The sequence below is a fragment of the Shewanella sp. DAU305 genome (assembly GCF_026802235.1).
GTDB classification, from domain to species: Bacteria; Pseudomonadota; Gammaproteobacteria; order Enterobacterales; family Shewanellaceae; genus Shewanella; species Shewanella baltica.
On record NZ_CP113808.1, the window covers coordinates 3,023,211 to 3,040,840 of the forward strand.

At 42.2% G+C, this 17,630-nt stretch carries 14 protein-coding genes and 4 pseudogenes; 10 read left to right on the forward strand and 8 right to left on the reverse strand.

All coding sequences use genetic code 11. The features are described 5' to 3' along the window. Positions 1–12: 12 nt before the first annotated feature. Positions 13–594 (forward strand): hypothetical protein, encoded by a 582-nt coding sequence (locus OX890_RS12725; protein ID WP_126491944.1) that lies wholly within the window; start codon positions 13–15, stop codon positions 592–594. A 68-nt stretch (positions 595–662) separates the two neighbouring features. Here the strand turns inward: OX890_RS12725 and OX890_RS12730 are convergent. After that, a pseudogene (locus OX890_RS12730) lies at positions 663–824 on the reverse strand (IS5/IS1182 family transposase); the annotation flags it as partial. 176 nt (positions 825–1,000) lie between these two features. Between OX890_RS12730 and OX890_RS12735 the strand changes: the two are divergent. Further along, positions 1,001–1,381: a DUF952 domain-containing protein gene (locus tag OX890_RS12735; RefSeq protein WP_126491945.1), complete on the forward strand. Its 381-nt coding sequence runs from the start codon at positions 1,001–1,003 to the stop codon at positions 1,379–1,381. Between the two features lie 395 nt (positions 1,382–1,776). On the opposite strand, the pseudogene OX890_RS12740 reads toward OX890_RS12735, so the two are convergent. Beyond that, positions 1,777–1,982, reverse strand: a pseudogene (locus OX890_RS12740) (IS4 family transposase); the annotation flags it as partial. A 115-nt stretch (positions 1,983–2,097) separates the two neighbouring features. On the opposite strand from OX890_RS12740, the gene OX890_RS12745 reads away from it, so the two are divergent. Both OX890_RS12745 and OX890_RS12750 read left to right on the forward strand, forming a co-directional pair. Then, positions 2,098–3,012, forward strand: coding sequence for an SMP-30/gluconolactonase/LRE family protein (locus tag OX890_RS12745; RefSeq protein WP_126491947.1), 915 nt, complete (start codon positions 2,098–2,100; stop codon positions 3,010–3,012). Between the two features lie 999 nt (positions 3,013–4,011). Next, positions 4,012–5,189 (forward strand): IS3-like element ISSba5 family transposase gene (locus OX890_RS12750; RefSeq protein WP_086012240.1). Its coding sequence is split into 2 segments (ribosomal slippage): positions 4,012–4,270 and positions 4,270–5,189, totalling 1,179 coding nucleotides; the frame shifts between segments, so codons are not numbered across the junction. On the opposite strand, the gene OX890_RS12755 is transcribed toward OX890_RS12750, so the two are convergent. The 4 genes from OX890_RS12755 to OX890_RS12770 form a co-directional block, all read right to left on the reverse strand. Next, on the reverse strand, positions 5,108–6,340 hold the full coding sequence (locus OX890_RS12755) for a hypothetical protein (RefSeq protein WP_268649338.1): 1,233 nt from the start codon (positions 6,338–6,340) through the stop codon (positions 5,108–5,110). The genes OX890_RS12750 and OX890_RS12755 overlap by 82 nt on opposite strands. Next, positions 6,331–7,281 (reverse strand): TniB family NTP-binding protein, encoded by a 951-nt coding sequence (locus OX890_RS12760; protein WP_268649339.1) that lies wholly within the window; start codon positions 7,279–7,281, stop codon positions 6,331–6,333. Before OX890_RS12760 ends, OX890_RS12755 begins: the two co-directional genes overlap by 10 nt. A gap of 118 nt (positions 7,282–7,399) precedes the next feature. Continuing rightward, the gene (locus tag OX890_RS12765; protein ID WP_232005098.1) at positions 7,400–9,292 is read right to left on the reverse strand and encodes a transposase family protein; all 1,893 of its coding nucleotides are present in this window, start codon (positions 9,290–9,292) and stop codon (positions 7,400–7,402) included. After that, positions 9,289–9,909 carry a TnsA endonuclease N-terminal domain-containing protein gene (locus OX890_RS12770; RefSeq protein ID WP_126491950.1) on the reverse strand — a complete coding sequence of 207 codons (621 nt, stop codon included), beginning with the start codon at positions 9,907–9,909 and terminating at the stop codon, positions 9,289–9,291. The genes OX890_RS12765 and OX890_RS12770 overlap by 4 nt, the downstream gene beginning before the upstream one ends. A 1,470-nt stretch (positions 9,910–11,379) precedes the next feature. Here OX890_RS12770 and OX890_RS12775 point away from each other — a divergent pair. Next, entirely contained in the window at positions 11,380–11,985 is a 606-nt protein-coding gene (locus OX890_RS12775) for a DUF998 domain-containing protein (protein WP_006086154.1), read from the forward strand. Between the two features lie 155 nt (positions 11,986–12,140). Then, complete coding sequence (locus tag OX890_RS12780) at positions 12,141–12,824, forward strand: hypothetical protein (RefSeq protein WP_126491951.1); 684 nt, start codon at positions 12,141–12,143, stop codon at positions 12,822–12,824. Positions 12,825–12,915: 91 nt separating this feature from the next. On the opposite strand, the pseudogene OX890_RS12785 reads toward OX890_RS12780, so the two are convergent. Next, a pseudogene (locus tag OX890_RS12785) lies at positions 12,916–14,015 on the reverse strand (reverse transcriptase domain-containing protein). A gap of 416 nt (positions 14,016–14,431) precedes the next feature. On the opposite strand from OX890_RS12785, the gene OX890_RS12790 reads away from it, so the two are divergent. Beyond that, entirely contained in the window at positions 14,432–14,611 is a 180-nt protein-coding gene (locus OX890_RS12790; RefSeq protein ID WP_310473069.1) for a type II toxin-antitoxin system HicA family toxin, read from the forward strand. Next, the gene (locus OX890_RS12795; RefSeq protein WP_126491952.1) at positions 14,608–14,940 is read left to right on the forward strand and encodes a type II toxin-antitoxin system HicB family antitoxin; all 333 of its coding nucleotides are present in this window, start codon (positions 14,608–14,610) and stop codon (positions 14,938–14,940) included. The genes OX890_RS12790 and OX890_RS12795 overlap by 4 nt, the downstream gene beginning before the upstream one ends. A gap of 574 nt (positions 14,941–15,514) precedes the next feature. Here OX890_RS12795 and OX890_RS12800 read toward each other — a convergent pair. Next, positions 15,515–15,943, reverse strand: coding sequence for a DUF6957 family protein (locus OX890_RS12800; RefSeq protein ID WP_126491953.1), 429 nt, complete (start codon positions 15,941–15,943; stop codon positions 15,515–15,517). 157 nt (positions 15,944–16,100) lie between these two features. Between OX890_RS12800 and OX890_RS12805 the strand changes: the two are divergent. Continuing rightward, positions 16,101–16,671: pseudogene (locus OX890_RS12805) on the forward strand (transposase); the annotation flags it as partial. Between the two features lie 337 nt (positions 16,672–17,008). Continuing rightward, on the forward strand, positions 17,009–17,497 hold the full coding sequence (locus tag OX890_RS12810) for a hypothetical protein (protein ID WP_126491954.1): 489 nt from the start codon (positions 17,009–17,011) through the stop codon (positions 17,495–17,497). Positions 17,498–17,630 lie beyond the last annotated feature (133 nt).

Consider the following 17,630-nt stretch of genomic DNA (forward strand, 5'->3'; position numbering starts at 1 on the left):
AAGGATATAACCATGAAAAAATTACTCGTTATTACGTCATCAATGTTACTGCTTGCCGCCTGTGGTAGCACGCCAAAATCGCAATCAACACCACTGGCGGATAATGATGCAATCCCGAGCTGGGTATTCCTACCAACCAGCGACACGGGGCTTGCTTCATCAAGCTGTGTTGCTTGGGGCAATAATATGTCAGCGGCTAGGGCGCAGGCGATTGCGAACGCTAAGGCCGATATGGCATTGCAAATTGAGACCCGCGCTAAGGTGATGGATAAAACCTTAGAATCACAAAAGCAAAGCGGCACAGAGGTGAGTAATCATTCGAGCTTCACTCAAGTGAGCAAGCAAATTGCTGAGCAGAGTTTAGTTGGTGCTATTCCAAAAGAGATTGCCTTTGCACGTATCGACAATCAAAAGCAGCTATGCGCCTTAGTGACTATGGATAACACTCAGCCCATATTTGATAAATTGATTAAAGAAGCTGGCGTTAAGTTGGACCCCAAGGCAGAGGCGTTACTGTATAAAGAATTTCGTACCACAAAAGTGACGGCTGAACTCGAAGAACAACTTAAATCAAGTAAGCCACAACAAGACTGATTTAAGTCAAACGTTAGCCAAGCCTTGTAAGTGCTAGGGCGTGTCGATCTTTGCTGTATACATTTTGTTCAGCAATACATCGGCAGACACATTATAGTAAACGCTAGTGATACCATACTGGCGTAATTTCTCGCTAACTTATTATATCTTGTTGATATTGAACGGAAGAGCTTAATCTTCGCGAAAGTATTCTCAACCAAATGTCGATACTTGTAGAGGCACCAATCTATGCTATTCATATAACTTCTATCATGCTGGCTAATTTTTGCAGGCCACTACAATTGGATAGCTAACAAGAATCTAAAGCGAGGCTGCTAACAGTTTGTTCTGTTTCGCTTCGCTGCACATTTCAGCAAACAATCAGCCCCTTAAATGGGCATCTATAAAACAGATCGGAAGCGTTGATGTGAATCATTTGTATAGAGTTGTTCCTAAAGAAGATTGGGCTGAGGCTGAGCGTTGCGGGCGCGTCCCTCGATGCCAGGCAGATAAACGGCGGGGCAGAGTTCATCTGAACGAATTGAAGGATGTGGAGCTTGTCGCGAACCGATGGTTTTCTGTTGAGGAAGAGCCTGTCGTTCTTGAGATAGATGTTTCTGGAATGGCGGAATATCTGAAATGGGAGGAGAGGACTGAGGAGCCTTTGGGTACCTGGCCAAATCTCTATGTTCAGGGCGTACAAGTTGAGAATGTGGTTCGAGTTTTTGCGTTAGACGCAGGGCCAGATGACGAAGGTGCTGTATCGTTTCGGATAGGAAAAACTCTGTCTGAGGAGTCTGTATTCTAACTAAGCATTGGAACGCACTCTCTGCGCGACGCTAAAATTCGCAACGCTCGGTATTTTCAGTTCAGGTCGAGCCTTGTGTTTACAGAGCAATAGTTTTAGGTTGAATGGTTATGTTGCTCACTACTTAACACTTCGTTTTTAAAGGTAAAAATGAACTTTTTATTTGAATTCCTATATGTGCTGTCATTATCAAAACGCACTCAGTTAGCCCTGATTTTTGGTGTCGTTTTTCACTTTGTAATATTATTGATTGGCAAATACTACATCGCTGAAATTGAGTTCCAAGGAGTAATGAAGCCTTTAGAAGATGCCATTGTTGGGAAGTTATTACATAGGTACGATAAGGTCGCGTTATTCGTTTTGGTTTCGTTCTGGATCTTGGCTTTTAAATGTTACCGTAAAGACCGCAAAAGACTATATAGCTTATAGTGATATTGCAGCCGAGACTTGTGAACTCACTGAACGTCCCCTATGTATTTAGCGGTTGAACTCGCTTTAGGGTAGAGGGATTTTTTTACTGCCATGATGTTTTGCCGTTGAGCATAAAACAGACATCACCGCGAACTCTACCTAGCCAAAACCAGCCATGGCGCTCGACTTCCATTATTGAGGATGTATGGAAAAGGAAGGTATTCTCTTGTTCCGACCGCATAATGACTTAGTTCAATCGGGTAGCGAAGGCCTCTAGCCTCCAGCCACCACACCTGAGTGATTTTATGAACAATATTGTTGGTGTTGGCAAATTACTGATGACCATTCCCGTAGGAAATATTCTAGGGGAAGGCGTGCTTTGGGATGATAAAACCCAATCCATTTGGTGGACTGATATTGAAGCTGCTGAGATATTCAATTATTCAATTACGACTCAAAGTCTTCGAACCATTGCCATGCCGTACCGAGTAGGTTCATTTGGTCTGACGCAAAATGCAGAACAACTCATTGTCGCGTTTGATCGTGGTATAGCTTTATACCATTTAAAAACTAGAGAAGTACAATGGCTTGCAACGCCAGAATCACACCTAACGAATAATAGATTTAACGACGGCCGAGTCGACAGGCAAGGGCGCTTCTGGGCCGGTACTATGGTCGAAAATGGCCCTTATCCAAGCAGTGATGCGGCACTTTACTGCGTAGCTCATCAAGGCCAATGCTTAAAAGTGTGCGAGAACATCAGCATTTCAAATGGGCTCTGCTGGAGTCCAGATGGGCTAACTATGTACCATGCAGACTCACCAACACATGAAATATTTCAATATGACTTTGATCCAAACACAGCATCAGTCAGCAATAAGCGTTCATTTGTCACAACAGAGCAAATGATTTTCCCTGATGGTTCTGAAGTCGATGCCGCTGGATATATTTGGAACGCTCAATGGGGTGGCGGCCAAGTGGTGCGTTATCGTCCCAACGGTCAAGTCGATCTTACACTGACATTACCCGTCACCAATCCAACCAGTATTGCCATCGGTGGGCAAAACATGGACTGGCTCATCATCACCAGCGCAAAGCATTCCTTAAGTGCTGAACAATTATCAAATGAGCCCCAGGCAGGCGATGTATTTATTTATCAGTTAGTCGGCATATACGGACTGCAAAGTCATTTAGCCGAAATTTCCAAGATATTTACTTGAACGCCATCTTAGACAAGCAAATGCCAAATTGACGTTGGCAATATTGATACCAGTCAAAAAGAACGCATTGCTACGTGAATAATAGAGGGCTTTGCCAGCCAACACTCTAAAGAATTCACGTAGCGACGCGACACAAAACTGCATTTTCCATTTACCAGCAAATAGCAACAAACCATCATCTAGTCCCCAAGCAACAAACTTAGTTAATCGTACCAATACACAAATAAGAGCAGGTAAGATGACCCAGAAAATTTCTGGCGGAAAAAAGCAAATCTCAGTCTGCCGCGAAATCTCATTCTGAGTGGCCACGAACACACAAGTGTTCGTGGTCACACAGAATGAGAATCTCAGGCAGCCGTAATTGAACTTATTCAATCACTTGATGGTTTAACAAAATAACAACATTGCCATTCAAGTTGAGATTTTTGAACATTTTTGCCACCTAAATTGAGATTTTTTTTCATATTAAAATCAATAAGTTGGTGATAGCATTATGCTTTATTCACCGCCAATCTATTCATTCTCCACAAATCAAATATCAAGTCAACGCATATCGGATTGCTTCAAGGTTTCTACTTACATATGTTGTAGGTGTGGTAAGTGAGCCGCCGACAATACAGGCGTATATTTAAAAATCTAAACGAATTGAAATTTGCGCGGATAAAACGCCATGATTTAAATCGTATCTGAGTGCGGAGGTCTGCTAGATATATTTGGAACGGATATTGGGTGCAGGACGATATTGCTTTAGTGAGTTAATCGATGGGGATAATAAGTGGGATTTATATGAATGGCTTTCAGCTTAAAACCCACATCATTACCGATGACGAATGTGGGTTTTAACCTTAGTGTCGATGCTTTAGACTAAATCGTAAGTATTTTATATATATAGGTTTTAACAGACGATATTGCTTCATTATATGAGTGTAGTGGCACACTGATTTTGGCCACCTAAATAGAGGTGATATTATTGCCTCATAGATGACCTTAGGTGAACACATGAGATCGACAACCAGAAAAACATTTAGTGCTGAATTCAAACTTGAAGCAGCCCAATTAGTCCTCGATAAAAACCATAGCATCATCGAAGCTGCAAAGGCGATGAACGTAGGTAAGTCCACTATGGATAAATGGGTGAGACAGTTAAAACTAGAACGCCAGGGTGGCACACCAAAAGCATCTCCGATTACCCCAGAACAAATTGAAATCCGTGAACTGAAGAAACAAATAGCGCGTCTTGAGGAGCATAATCTAATCCTAAAAAAGGCTACCGCTCTCTTGATGTCAGACTCGATGAACAATTTACGCTGATCAGCGCACTCAAGCAGAGCCACTCTATTCTCACAATTTGTAATGCATTCAAAGTGCATCGAAGTAGCTATAAATATTGGCTAAAAAGAAAAGAACATATCGATGCTGATTTTACAATTTTATGCAGTGAAGTGAAGGCCGCGCATCGTATTAGTCATGGCTCTGCCGGTGCTCGAACGATAGCGCAATTAGTGACTAACAAAGGGATCTGTCTCAGTCGTTATCGAGCCCGTAATCTAATGAAAAAGCTTGGGTTATTGAGCTGTCAGCAGCCTAAACATTCTTATAGGAAAGCTGCACAAGAGCATGTAGCGATCCCGAATACGCTTAATCGACAGTTTGCCGTAACTCAACCAGATCAAGTGTGGTGTGGCGATGTGACGTATGTTTGGGTCGGTAATCGTTGGGCATATTTAGCGGTTGTTCTAGACCTGTTTTCCCGTAAACCTGTTGGGTGGGCTTTGTCATTATCACCTGACAGCGAGCTGACCTGTAAAGCCTTGAAAATGGCATTTGAGTTAAGGGGGAAACCTGAGAATGTGATTTATCACAGCGATCAAGGTTCACATTACACAAGCTTGAAATTCAGACAATTAATATGGCGTCTTCAGATTGAGCAAAGTATGAGTCGCCGCGGGAATTGTTGGGATAACGCACCAATGGAGCGTTTCTTTAGAAGTTTGAAATCTGAGTGGATACCCGCCAGTGGTTATGGGAATTTTACAGAAGCAGATAAAGAGATCACAAATTACATTACTGGATATTACAGTGAGACCAGACCCCATCAATATAATGGTGGGTTAACGCCAAATGAGTCAGAACGTTTATATTGGAATGACTCTAAAACCGTGGCCAATTTTACTTGACCACTACAGACGTCCTTTGCAAAGCGTATAAAAGACGCCGGTTCGCACCAGATAGCACGTCGTAAATTGTGACCTTCGCCATATCCTAACTGCAGGCGGCCTTCTTTGAATCCTATGAGAATGTCATACATTTCAACATCATTATGCACCATGACCTCCGTGAGTGTTGATAAGCACACCATGCCAGGTTGGATGTCGTTACCGACTAACAACTGGAAAATAGGTGCGACATCAATTTGGCTATTATGGTGAAGTCTGCTTTTACGAGCATGTTTCACTAAATTAACGTGTTGAAGCAGCTGCAGTTCTTCTGGCCTCAGCTCAAGTAGCCGAGATGCTTTTCCAAATGGAAGCCATTGTTCTGTCACCGAAAGAGCAATGCCATCTGCGGGGGTAGCTGGGATAACAATATCTAACGTAGCGGCAGGCCACGTGCAGGAAAGTGTTTCAAGGAACTGCACAATAGCCACACTGCGGATATTGTGAGGTAGTAAAGATGAGGTTGCCTGAAGTGTCTTTTGTACCCACTCTCGAAAAAATGCATTATCCGTTAATAACCGGTATCCCTTTTCGAGCATGTTTTCATAAAATGGCAGTGAAGCATAGGCGTTCGGTTTGAGCGCCATGATGTGCTCTTTTTCCAATACCAGTGCGGCATAGAGGCAATCTGACACTTGAGCCTCACTCAATGAACGCACATTTTCTGACGAGGGTTTCAGTTGTACCCCGCATCGAGGGGAAGTACAGTGCCCTTTTATAAGTGGAATATCCCAAGCAAGGCTTTCGTAACACGTGGTGCATTGACTCGTCAGTGCAGATTGATGTTTGGAACAGGCATGACAAAACGGATTTTGCACTTCCGTTAACAGGTAGCCATCTTCATTCAAGCACTGAATACACACTTTAGGGTTGAGTTGAATGTTGCGGTTAAACATCGGATTGATAATTGTAGAAAACACATCACCTTGGCTTATTGGTATGCCAAATTTAGCATTCAGAGCCGGTGTAATTTGAAGCTTAATTATGTTATTTTGCTCAGTTGACGACACCATACTCCCAATCCTTGCGTAACCATTAACGCGCGCTAAACGAAGAAGGTAACCGATGCTAACTTCATCAGGTTTTCTCTGTGGCGAAAAGGCTAAAGACACGTTTTCAACTCCCGCTTTAATTTCTGGTATTCATGTGTGACCGCAGCGTCTATTGCCCTATAGCTATATTCAGACTCATCAAAGGGATTATTGACGTTTTGGCTGTAAATATAAAAGTTCGCTTTTAAACGCATCATCAGTGTGTGGCGGTCTTTGATATGACTCATATCTTCACGCATGAATAAGCCATCAAGGGTACTGAAGCTGCGCTCCATATAGGCAACGTAAAGTCTATCTAATAGCTCTTTATCCTCGATACCAATTTGAGGAGCGCTGCTTTGCTGTAGAAAGCTGTTGATACAATCAACCCATTCTTGCGTTCTCGGTAAGATACGATGCAGTTTTACTGACCTCAGCATTCGGCGACTGAGTTGCTCGTTGTCGTCGACGGTTTTATCCACTTCGCCGAAGGTCAGGAGTCGCATGGCTCGCTCACTACCGATAAAGACAATTGAACAAGTGAGCGTATCGAGTAGGGCGCAGAAGTATTTCAACATGTCTAATGCAATTTTCCCTTGTTTAGCAGGAAAAACCTGTTGAATTTCATCAAGAATAATGAGCTCGACACCACGTGCTTTAATCAGAAATCGAAATTGCTTATCTAACTCACCCGCGGCAACTTTACCTATGGGGGGCTGCACGCCTAATTCCGTTATCAACAGTCGCAAAATATCATCAACTTTGCTTTTCGCTTCTTGAAAACGGTAAGTGAATATCGGCAGACGAATGTGGTCGACTTCTTTCACCGGAGGATACTGAGCGGCATAACATTCAGCGATGTAGGTTTTTCCTTCGCCCGATTTGCCATAAATGAGCACGCCTTTTTTATTATTGGGAAGGTGACACATTTGATGAACTCGCCCAATTTGTTCATGCGCGTGTTTAACCAATGTATGTTTAACAATAAAGGTGTCTACAGGTGTAGGTATGCTGACTACCATAATGCTTTAGTGTCCCTTTGCGTGTTATCAATAATTTGTTCTGGTTCATTCAGTTGGCTTGCGCGTTGTTTGTCAGCCAATTCAGTCTTGTCTAATGAGTTTTGCCACTTAATATCTTTTAATGAGTCAGTCGCATTGGCATTCTGAATGCGCAGCTCGATTGAAAGCTCTTTTGCATTATTGTCTTCAAACGAACTTGTCGGTTTGCCACTTCGTTTACTGCGTACTGTTTTGGCGGGAATGAAACGGTCAATCGTAACGGCATATTGACCCGTAACCTGATGTTTTTCAGTTTGGAAAATGTGTTGTCCTTCTGCACTTTGCCATTTAACTGTGCAAAGGAAACGGGCCAACGCGAGTTGATTTCTTCATCATAGTTATAAGCAACGATTGACCTGGCCTCTGTCTCGTTCGGGAGCGCAACGCTGACAGTGACACTGCTTGCATCATAGGGGTTGTAAAACACCTGAACGGTGGGGTTGACGTTTTTGTGACCATAGGTCATGAGTAACGTATGCACTTTTTTCAGTTCAACACTGGTGAAGCGGTGTTTCAATACACGGACAAAACCTCTTGAATCGAGTTGCTGCTCATGCGCCTGTGTCGCGACATGGAAGTGGTGCTTAATAGAATCGTAATCATAATAAGATTGCACCACCCTAGATTGCTGCCAACAGAATATCGGTGAACAATTTAACCCTGAATGGGTCTTGTGAGCGTATTCTGTCAGCATGGTATTGATTATCTTTGTGAACGTACTGGCAGTGATATGCGTATTCTTAAGTGGATTTATTTTTGTTCTAGTGCCTTTTTTCGGATAGGTATTTAAACCAACAGTGCGGTTGCCGGCTGAATCCGTCACCACCATCGATTCAAATTTTTGCCTAAACACTCTAAAGTGCGATTCTACAAAGGGTTTCGCTGACGGTGTATTCGAAGGGGTATAAACGATATTGCTCCCCAGCTGTTCACATAGACTCTTAATTAACTTGTTGTTAAATGCAGGGCCATTATCCATGATGAACGTATCTGTCTTACCGCAAAAGGGGAGATTGTCGTCACGCAAATACGTATTTTGGATCAACTGTAAAACAACCTCCGTCGCTTCTCCTTTACCATAATCAAAAACCATACTTAGCGGTGCACGCGTATAACAATCAAGTGCATAATAGATGACCACAGGCTCAGTTAACTCCCCCGTGACATCATCAATAACACGGATATTTGTGTGCAAACAATCGAGTTCAACACGTTGCAATGGGTAATGCAGTTTTATCCGTTTAATCAGGTTAAGTGAGAGCTGCTGACGTTCAGCGTGGGGAGTTTTTGGATCGTCTAATTTGTCACAAATCGACTGTCTCGCTTCAATTCTGCGCGAAAACGTTCGTTTGCTTGCAACGATAATATTGGGATTTGTTTCACGTGCTTTCAGCGCATCTTGTTTGTAACAAGCATAATGACCCGTAGCCACTTTATGGCGACTATCTTGGTAAGTCGTGCTCAAATACGTGTCGATTAACGCGTTAGACTCCTCACCGATACGAGGGGTATGTGAGCGTGATTTACAGATTAAACTGTCATCATTGAAACGTGAGCTTATCCAAGTCTTCCAGTAACGGTTAATCGTTGTTTTCTTGGGATGTTCAGCCCCTCTGAGTGCAGGGTAATTCTCCTCAACAACTTCAATCATTTTCTGATAGGTAGTGGACGTCGTCGGCTTTAGGGTTTCGTCGTTCTGCAGCAGGTCGCGCAGCGTATGAATATAAACAATCCGCGAATCCCGAGTCGCTTGCTGTACTGGGGACAAAATGAGACGCGTTTTTTCGACCGGTTTGGGAAAAAGGGTTTTTTCATGCAGTTTTGTGCTAAATACATCTAGCGCTAAGAACTCTCGCGTTTTTTCATCATCATCCACTTCGAGCAAAATCGACACGTCATCAGCAAACAAGACCGTCATGATGTCGCCGTTGCTATTGTGGAATTGATGGTCACGCGCTTGAGCAAACATCACGATAGCATCACCTTATTCAGGGTTGTGCTTGCCAGTAGCAACTGTGATTTGTCGAATTGGTAAAAACCGGCCCCGACTAAATGATATGCATCACCCACGGACGTTTGGCTTCTAGGCTTGAGCCAATCGACTAACGCCTCAAATGTCAACAATTCAGGTAGGTCTGCATGGTTGAGCGAACATGATAACCGTGCAGAACGCCGATTAGCGATTAACTGGAGGTTGGTATAAATCATGGGCGTTAACTGACGCTCATCAACGAGGACGATAGGGACATTAGCCGTCTTAAGTGAGTATTCATTGAATAGCGCTAATCGCGACTGGAAGTCTTTCGTGATATGACTTGAATGATGGACTTCAATAAATGCCGCAGCACCATTAGCATATTTAATAAGAAAATCAGGTGTATATCGAATGGTCTTATGGGTAATACTGTCATGGAGATGCAGGCTTTCAGGCTGCGCAGCATAGGCAACGATATTCGGTTCACACTCCATCTGCGCCGCAACACACAATTCAAGGAATGATTCGACCTTCAGCGGGGCTTGATTCTTCTGCGAAAAATATTGATATACATGCCTGCCGCGTGATTTATTCGCTTTATACTTGTTACTCACGTTACACCTCTTGCTACATTTCAGAGTGCTAACCGTTAATTTGCAGCGGAAAAATTAATCTCTGCTAAAATTAAAGGTTACCCCTATGGATAAGGCAAACGTCTTTCCCGACACGGGGAAAGCGCTCACGTGTGTTTGTTAACACGCGAGCAGCATATTCAATTTTCGAAAATCCACAAAAACTTGTGAATTTTCGCGCAAGGCACAATTCATTTTAAAAAAACATGCAGGCGTTCATCACGCTTCGATGCCCCCCAATCGCTATTGATACCTCGCTGTTTTATTTCAATTCTTTTAGCTTGAAAACGTATTTTAAAAACGCATTACATTCAAAAAATGCATTCACAATGATTTTTAAAAATCATTGTTTTTAAAGCATTATTTTTTAAAACATGCTCTGCATAAGCGCATTTGCGCTGTAAATCTATCTTTACAAAATGACGATATGAACATCGCTAACTTAAGGGTAAGCCGATTAACCCACATTAAAATTTGTTACTACATAACAATGATATAAACGACGAATTAACCTTAAATTTGTCAGCAAAAAATATTTTTGAGGAAATGGAGATTTTTTTTAGCAAACCGTGAAAAAAGGCAAGTTTATTGTTTTTAATTACGCATAACCCATTCGAAAGTTGCCCCTGATGTCGCGATTTGGAAATGTATGTTTTTTTGGCCAGATAAACGCATGTTGAACCTCGATGGGCAAGACGCGCTAAACACGCCGGAATGTAGCTGCATGCCTTCATGTGGCGTATTAACGCGAGAGTTGAGTAAGGGGCAAATGTTTGAAGCGTACTCTATTTGTTGTCCACAAGAGAGGGGAAGGTTGGTGATATGACTGATAACATTACCATCTATAACGTTTTTGCTTGTCAAGGCATGCGGGTATTAGACCTTAGATACCGAACCTACTTCTGGCTAGGGTAATGAACTGCGGTCGATCCGTTCATTCCTGAGTCACAATAAAATATACGAATGCAACGACGAACAGTGGATACAACAATGCCAATCTTAAGTTATCAATATGGCAGTCTGTTCTAAATAGCTTATGCCCCAAAACTTGCTAGCATTCATTTAGTGAATCGAAAACTGACGAATGAATTACCCTACAAAATCTCATCTATTTACCAAATATATAGCCATACCGTAAAGCGACTAACAATGTATGGGTATACAGTCGTATTTAAATTTCAATGCTTTTGAGTGTTTTTAAACTCATTAGTTTGCGCGTTTATCCATCCTAAAATTAATAAACCCCCTTAAAATCATTTGGATACACTTCGGCCAAATTAGTTGATAGGTTTGGAAAACGCGCATGCGCGTTTTTCCGGATGGTGTATTTGATAAAAAGCTGATAAGTTCTTTGCATACAGGTGGTTAACTGTGCGCGTTTTTACTGGTCTAATGAGGTAAACAGCACAGCGCATAAATACTAAGACGTTAGTTTACAAAGGGAGTTTGGTGGTGTTTGAGAGTATTGCGATCTATTCAGGATTAATTGCAACAATCTGGATATTCATTGGTGTTTATGTAGCAAGTAGGTTTTATGCTGGTTACAGCCATTCAAAGCAATTTTGTAGTGAGTTAGGTGCGACTGGTAGCCCAACTGAAAAATTGTCTCCTTTAATTAATAATTATCCTCTTGGTTTTCTATTTTGCTTTTTCGGTTGGTATCTGGCTCAACTCTCAAATGTTTCAACTTTAGTGAATATTGCTGGTTGGTTAGTTATAGCTCATGGTGTTGGTACATGGGTCGCCGGTTACTTCCCAATGGACGCCGATCCATTTACTAAGAATCCAACTTTTAATTGTAAGGTACATTCTTGGGCAGGTTTTATCATGTTGCTTTCATTAGTTGTAGCACCAATATTAATTGCTATCAGTCCAACAACTGAAATTATTCCATTATATTTCCGCATTTTTTCATTGGTTTCTGTTGTCGCTGCTGTTTATTTTCTTTTCGCAATGGCTAAAGCTGTAAAATCCCAAAGCAATCCTGGCATCCATCAGCGTATTTCATATGGCTTTCAGCTAATTTGGCTAAGTGCTTTTTCACTAGTATTGGCGTAATTGTAAACTAACAAGCAAATTAATCAGGACAAATAACTGTTGGTTTTTGCTCCTTCGTCGCTTATTTTAACCAACTGATATTTGCCCATTATTTGGGCGCTATGTTCTTTGGTGTGTTTGAAGGCTTCCCTACTTATAAATGAATGAGGTTATTTTTGAAAATTATTAAAAAAGACTTTGTGAATGAAGATACAGAGTCATATTGCGCAAAGGGGCATAAGCTTTCGTCCGGTACAGCTTATTATATGGAGTCCGAGGACGGTACAATTTACTTTGGTGGTAAACAATGCGCAGAGACACATGGAAATAATGATCTAAAGGATGTGCCAGATCTTACTAAGTCCCTAGTTTCTCTTGGTACAGGCATGCAAACTAGTGGTGGCAGCGGTAGTGGCGTAAGTGAGGAAAAAAAGAAGTCATTGGCAATATCGTACCTGCTTTTACGAGAAGAGCTTCTAAATGAGTTCAAACTCAATAACAAGTCTCTCTCGTATAAAAGTTTAAATGAATACTATAATTATTATATCGAGCACAACGATTTAAATGAAAAGCAAGTTGACCATATATTAAATTTAGAAAAATATGCATCTGAAAAGATAGATATTAAGCTCTCTATTCGAAATTTATCTACTTGCCACGCTTATAAATTTATTTTGGATAGAACTGAAGCCCATCTTAGTAAAAGTGAAAAAGAAGATGGCATTAAATTCGTTCAGTCACTAAGAAAGTACCTATTAAGTCACTGTACTCTTCAGCCTAAGCAAGTTGTTGGTCTTGGCAATTGGGTTCAGTATTTGCCTAAAGACTTAAGAGATGCAAAACTTAAGAAGTTTGATTAACAGCACATAATCGGGTAGCCGGAGGTATTTAGCCTCCAGCCCCCACACCACCCTGCATGCGGCTCCGCACAGGGCGGTTCATTTAGAACGCCTAACTCACTTTCTGGTTAGGATAATGAACTGCAATCCATCCATCTCTCAGTGAACATAAACCTGCTTTCTTGAGATACTCATTACTCAGCGCTTGCTGTATCCCTGGTGTTTTCGAGCTTCGCCACGGCCCTTTGCTTGTAATTCCACAAGCAACGGCCGCTTGGATCCTGACGCCACGTTTGAGTAAGTTTTGTACCTTAGTCCGTGGCTTTCGCCATTGACGCCAGTAGCACATACGTACTCGACGACGGATCCAGTGGTCTAAATCGACACACTCTTGGTAAGCGTTGGCTATGCCAAAGTAGTTGATCCAGCCTTGCATGTATTGCCGCACTTTAAACAATTGATAGCTCATGCTCACGCCCCAATTACGGTTTGTCAGTCGTCTTAACTTTTGTTTGAAGATGTGCAGTGTATTGACATGCCACTGGATCTTTCCGCGGTTAAAGGTAAACCCTAGGAACTTGCTTTGGCCTACCTTAACCACTTGGCTTTTCTGTTCGTTAACAACCAGTTTTAGCTTAGTGGCAAGATAGCGAGTAATACTCTTGAGGACACGTTCGCCCGCTCTTTGAGACTTGACCAAGATGATAAAGTCATCCGCGTAGCGGGCGAAGTGATGCCCTCTGCTTTCCAGCTCTTTATCCAGACTATCCAACATGATGTTTGATAGTAATGGTGAGAGTGGGCCGCCCTGAGGTACGCCTTCGAAGCTTGCTTCAAATTGGTCGTTGATCATCATGCCTGCACGCAGGTATTTACCAATAAGCGCCAGCAGACGCTTATCCTGTACCTTGATCCTTAACTTAGTCATTAAGAGATCATGATACCCAGCTTGCGTTTACCGCCATCGGGTTTGTCGATCTCTACGCGTCTGACTGCTGAGGGTTGATATTCACCTAACTCAAGTTGAGAATTACACTGTTGCCAACCGCCTTGCTGCACCCAAAGCGGGAAGGCTTCGATGGTCATGCCATCGATACCAGCCGAGCCATTATTGGCTTTAACCTGACGCCAAGCTCGGTGTAGATTCTCAGGCTGAAGCAGTTGTTGGAATAAATCGCTGTTGAGGGCTGGTTGCTCATTTACGGTGGCCATTAGATCACGTGGTTTCGTCGTTTTGTCCCCTTACTTAGTGGGGGAGGCCCTGCCAACTCACCTCTAGCCTACGCCTCATATGATGTTCTTGTTCATCAGCTCGCAAATTTGCTAGCGGCTTCCTTCAAACCAATCATCAATGATAAGCCCTTGCCATTCGCTAGTAGTTAACTATTAATAACAGCATGTTATTGAACAGTGACCTTCCTACAGAAGACTTTAACCTCATTAGTTCATGCCCATGCTGGGCGTACACAAACGCCAGCATATGGTTCACTTATTAGAGCGGCGTTATATGCCTAGTTCCTTGATATGGTACTATTCAGTGGTACCATTAGTTAGTGAAGCGAAAGCACCAAAAGACACTGGAGCAATATTATCTTCGCCCTACCAGCGGCACTACACCCTAGAAGGACATCGAAGCTTTGTTTAAAGCATTAGGTGCAGACGTTTCCGAAAGAGCAGGCTCTCGAGTCGCTGTTGTGCTGTTTGATGAAGTACGAGTATTTCATCGGCCCCACCCATCTCCGAATACGGATAAAAGAGCAATTACCAGTATTTGGAAATGGCTAGAAGAGAACGAGGTGAAACCATGAACATAATGGTGGTTGACGGTTATAAGGCCAAAATTGAATATGACCCTCAACTCGATCAGTTTCGAGGAGAGATTCTTGGACTTAATGGAAGTGCAGATTTTTACGGCACAAATCCTGCCAGTCTTCGTCGGGAATTCAAAAACTCACTCAAAGTATTCCTTGAAGTATGTAAAGAAAAGGGAATCAAACCAAGCAAGGAGTTTTCTGGAAAATTTAATCTTCGCATACCGCCGCATTTACATGCTGAAGTAGCTGCACGAGCTTCTGCTGAGGGCAAAAGTATCAATCAATGGGTTTCTGAAGTGCTCAGAAATTCTGTAAGTGAGTAGCTTGGCATATAACCAGGTGGGGCGCACCTGCCCACGGCGTTATGCAACTCAGGTAAATTTAGGGGCTCAATCTTTTTGGATTTCTCCGGCCATTCGTTTTGTGTTGTCTGCAAATGAGCTTTTTTACCCTCAAATTATTGGTTAATTCAAACCGTAAAACAGGCAAATTTCTTTGTTTGCCTCAATCAATTTTAGCGTTGGCGCGTTGTCAGTTTGGCGGGGAGCAAAGTGTGGAAAGGGCAAGTTAATCGAGCATTTCTCACTTGCTGAATTTTTCGCCCGTTGAACTTGTTTGTTCCAAAATCTTGGTTTGTTGTTGAAAGGTGGGCTTTGTTTTGGCTGCTTATTTATCACGGCTCTTATTTGGGTTGATTCTTGAATCACTCAACCATTGCAATTGTGGTTTTCGGTCGTGTAAAGTCAGTTTATCTCATTGAATTTGCATAACTAACGCTTCAAGAGGGACTGTCAACGCGTAGCGTTTCCAGTCCCATTGATGTGGTTTACTCTATATCATAATCGACTTTACTAGCAAGGTAGGTAGGCCCTTATTCAAGAGCCCATTTTGAGCGTATCAGTAGATTTGACTGAATAACTTAATTTTCTGACCAAACTCGTTGAGGGACAGGCGCTTACTGTTACCGCTCCCCACTAAAATGTAGAAGGTATTGTTCGTTTCGAAGATGCAGTTATGGTGAGTATGGACAACAATTGTGGTTCTGACCCATCCGCCACTGGGGAAACGGCCTTGGCCATCTTCAATTATGTGATTCGCCAGTACCAGCTCTTTAATAGGGTGAGTGCCAGGGGTGCCTTGTGGGACATCAATAATCCAAATGATCCACTCTGAAACGACGCACCAAGCTTTGAACGGTTGGATTGACTTACAATGCAATTTCATCTGTTCAATATCATCCATTCGACAACCATATGCGGTAGGGATGCCTTCAAGAGAGAACAGTTCTGCTGTTATTTCAGCTTGTTGAGTCAGTTTTTCTGTCATGGGTTGCTCCTTAAATATTAAAGGCGCAAGTGCGTTTAAGCAGCTGATTTACGCTATAAACCGGACTGCATATCACGAACATTGCAACAACCCAATTTTAGTTTAGATGTTCAATACGATTCTGCCAGTAGACATCATTAAAATTAACTTACCGAAATATCTATTTCCGGTGAAAGCTTTTCCAGCGATTATCGGGCCAAGCGGTTACGGTCACTGCGACAACGTAAACTGGATATCCCTATGGTGAAACCTTAGTTAATGGCAAATTCGTGTTGTGTTTACAACAAAGCATGTCTGAGCCGCGCCGAAACCGTGGTTGAATACTTTGGGCGTGATACCCGTAGAGTCATGCAGCATCAGTCAAGAATTGCAGAAGTGATCGCAGAAGATGTCAGTTTTCAATCGTGACGGTCAGCAGCATAAGTAAATACAGCTAAGCTGTGATGAGTTTATCCGCCGCTATTCACTGTATGTGTTGCCTAAAGGATTGATGCGACTCAGGCACTTTGGTTTTTCTCGCTAATACCTGCCGCCGCAAAAAGTTAGCACTAATTAAACCGCAATTATGTAAGCCGCAGGTGGTATTAGCGAGTCTTTTGGTTAAGGAAGACTGTTTGTGGTCATGCCCGCAATGCCTATTAGGTCATTTGCAGTTTATTGGACTGATAAAGCCGCAGTCGGTAGTGATGTTAAACAACCAAGGTCAGCCAGTACGCATGTCAGGATAATCACATCCTAAAGACGTAGCGGAATGATCGGCAGTGACAAACCGCCAGTCTTATGGGGTTAGTGTGGTACGTGTACAAGCCTGAATTGGGGGCCCAAATGCTGTCAATCAAGGTTAACAATCCGTCGAAAGTTAGCCTAAAAGAATGATAAAGCTAAAACGAAATCAATTAATTACCTTCAAAACTATATAAATGACCGCTATCGCAAAAAAGCAAATTCCTATAACATTATTCATACCCATTTACATGGATGTGGGAGCGACCAAGTTCAATACGCAATTTATGCCCAGCAAACAGCGCAGCGCAATTAATCAAAAATAGGAGAGAGAAGTAGTATATGAAAACTAAAATTGGATTATTAATCGGGACACTTTGCCTTTCAAATTTTTCTATGGCGAATGGGGATCCTGATTTTATCTCTTTTGCCTTAAAGCAAGCTCATGATAGATCATTTTATGGCTGTGATGCAGGCATAAAAAATACATTTCGGCTTGCGTCAGGAAGTGATATTAGGGTGTTTTCTGATACGTTTAAAGAAACCCAAAATGACTCTTTAAAACTTACAGGCATATATGGCTCAAAAGGAGATACCGTTTTCTTAGAGGCTGAGTATCGGGTTAAGAATAAAAAGTGTTACGTTACTGAATCATCGATAATTACTTCTTCGAAGTCTTGCACTGCATACGCTAGTGAAATGAAAGCTTTTAATTTTTTAGCTGAAACAGGTGATTACATCGTAATGAAAAACCAAGGGGGTATTCCTATGTTTCTTAAACCCTTGGATAACTCTTGTATCGCAATATTTCAAACGAATAGTGTTTTTTAAAATAGTCTAATCGGGTAGCCGGAGGTATCTAGCCTCCAGCCCCACACCACACTTTCTATACCGCAGGTTATCTAAGATTGAGTACCTAGCGATAATATAAGAGTCCTTGTACACACTTCCTTTTAGTTACGAC

Coding starts and splice junctions, on each gene's coding strand:
- OX890_RS12725 (WP_126491944.1), top strand. CDS start 13: ATGAAAAAATTACTCGTTATTACGTCATCAATGTTACTGCTTGCCGCC.
- OX890_RS12745 (WP_126491947.1), top strand. CDS start 2,098: ATGAACAATATTGTTGGTGTTGGCAAATTACTGATGACCATTCCCGTA.
- OX890_RS12760 (WP_268649339.1), bottom strand. CDS start 7,281: ATGGTAGTCAGCATACCTACACCTGTAGACACCTTTATTGTTAAACAT.
- OX890_RS12795 (WP_126491952.1), top strand. CDS start 14,608: ATGAACATAATGGTGGTTGACGGTTATAAGGCCAAAATTGAATATGAC.
- OX890_RS12800 (WP_126491953.1), bottom strand. CDS start 15,943: ATGACAGAAAAACTGACTCAACAAGCTGAAATAACAGCAGAACTGTTC.
- OX890_RS12810 (WP_126491954.1), top strand. CDS start 17,009: ATGAAAACTAAAATTGGATTATTAATCGGGACACTTTGCCTTTCAAAT.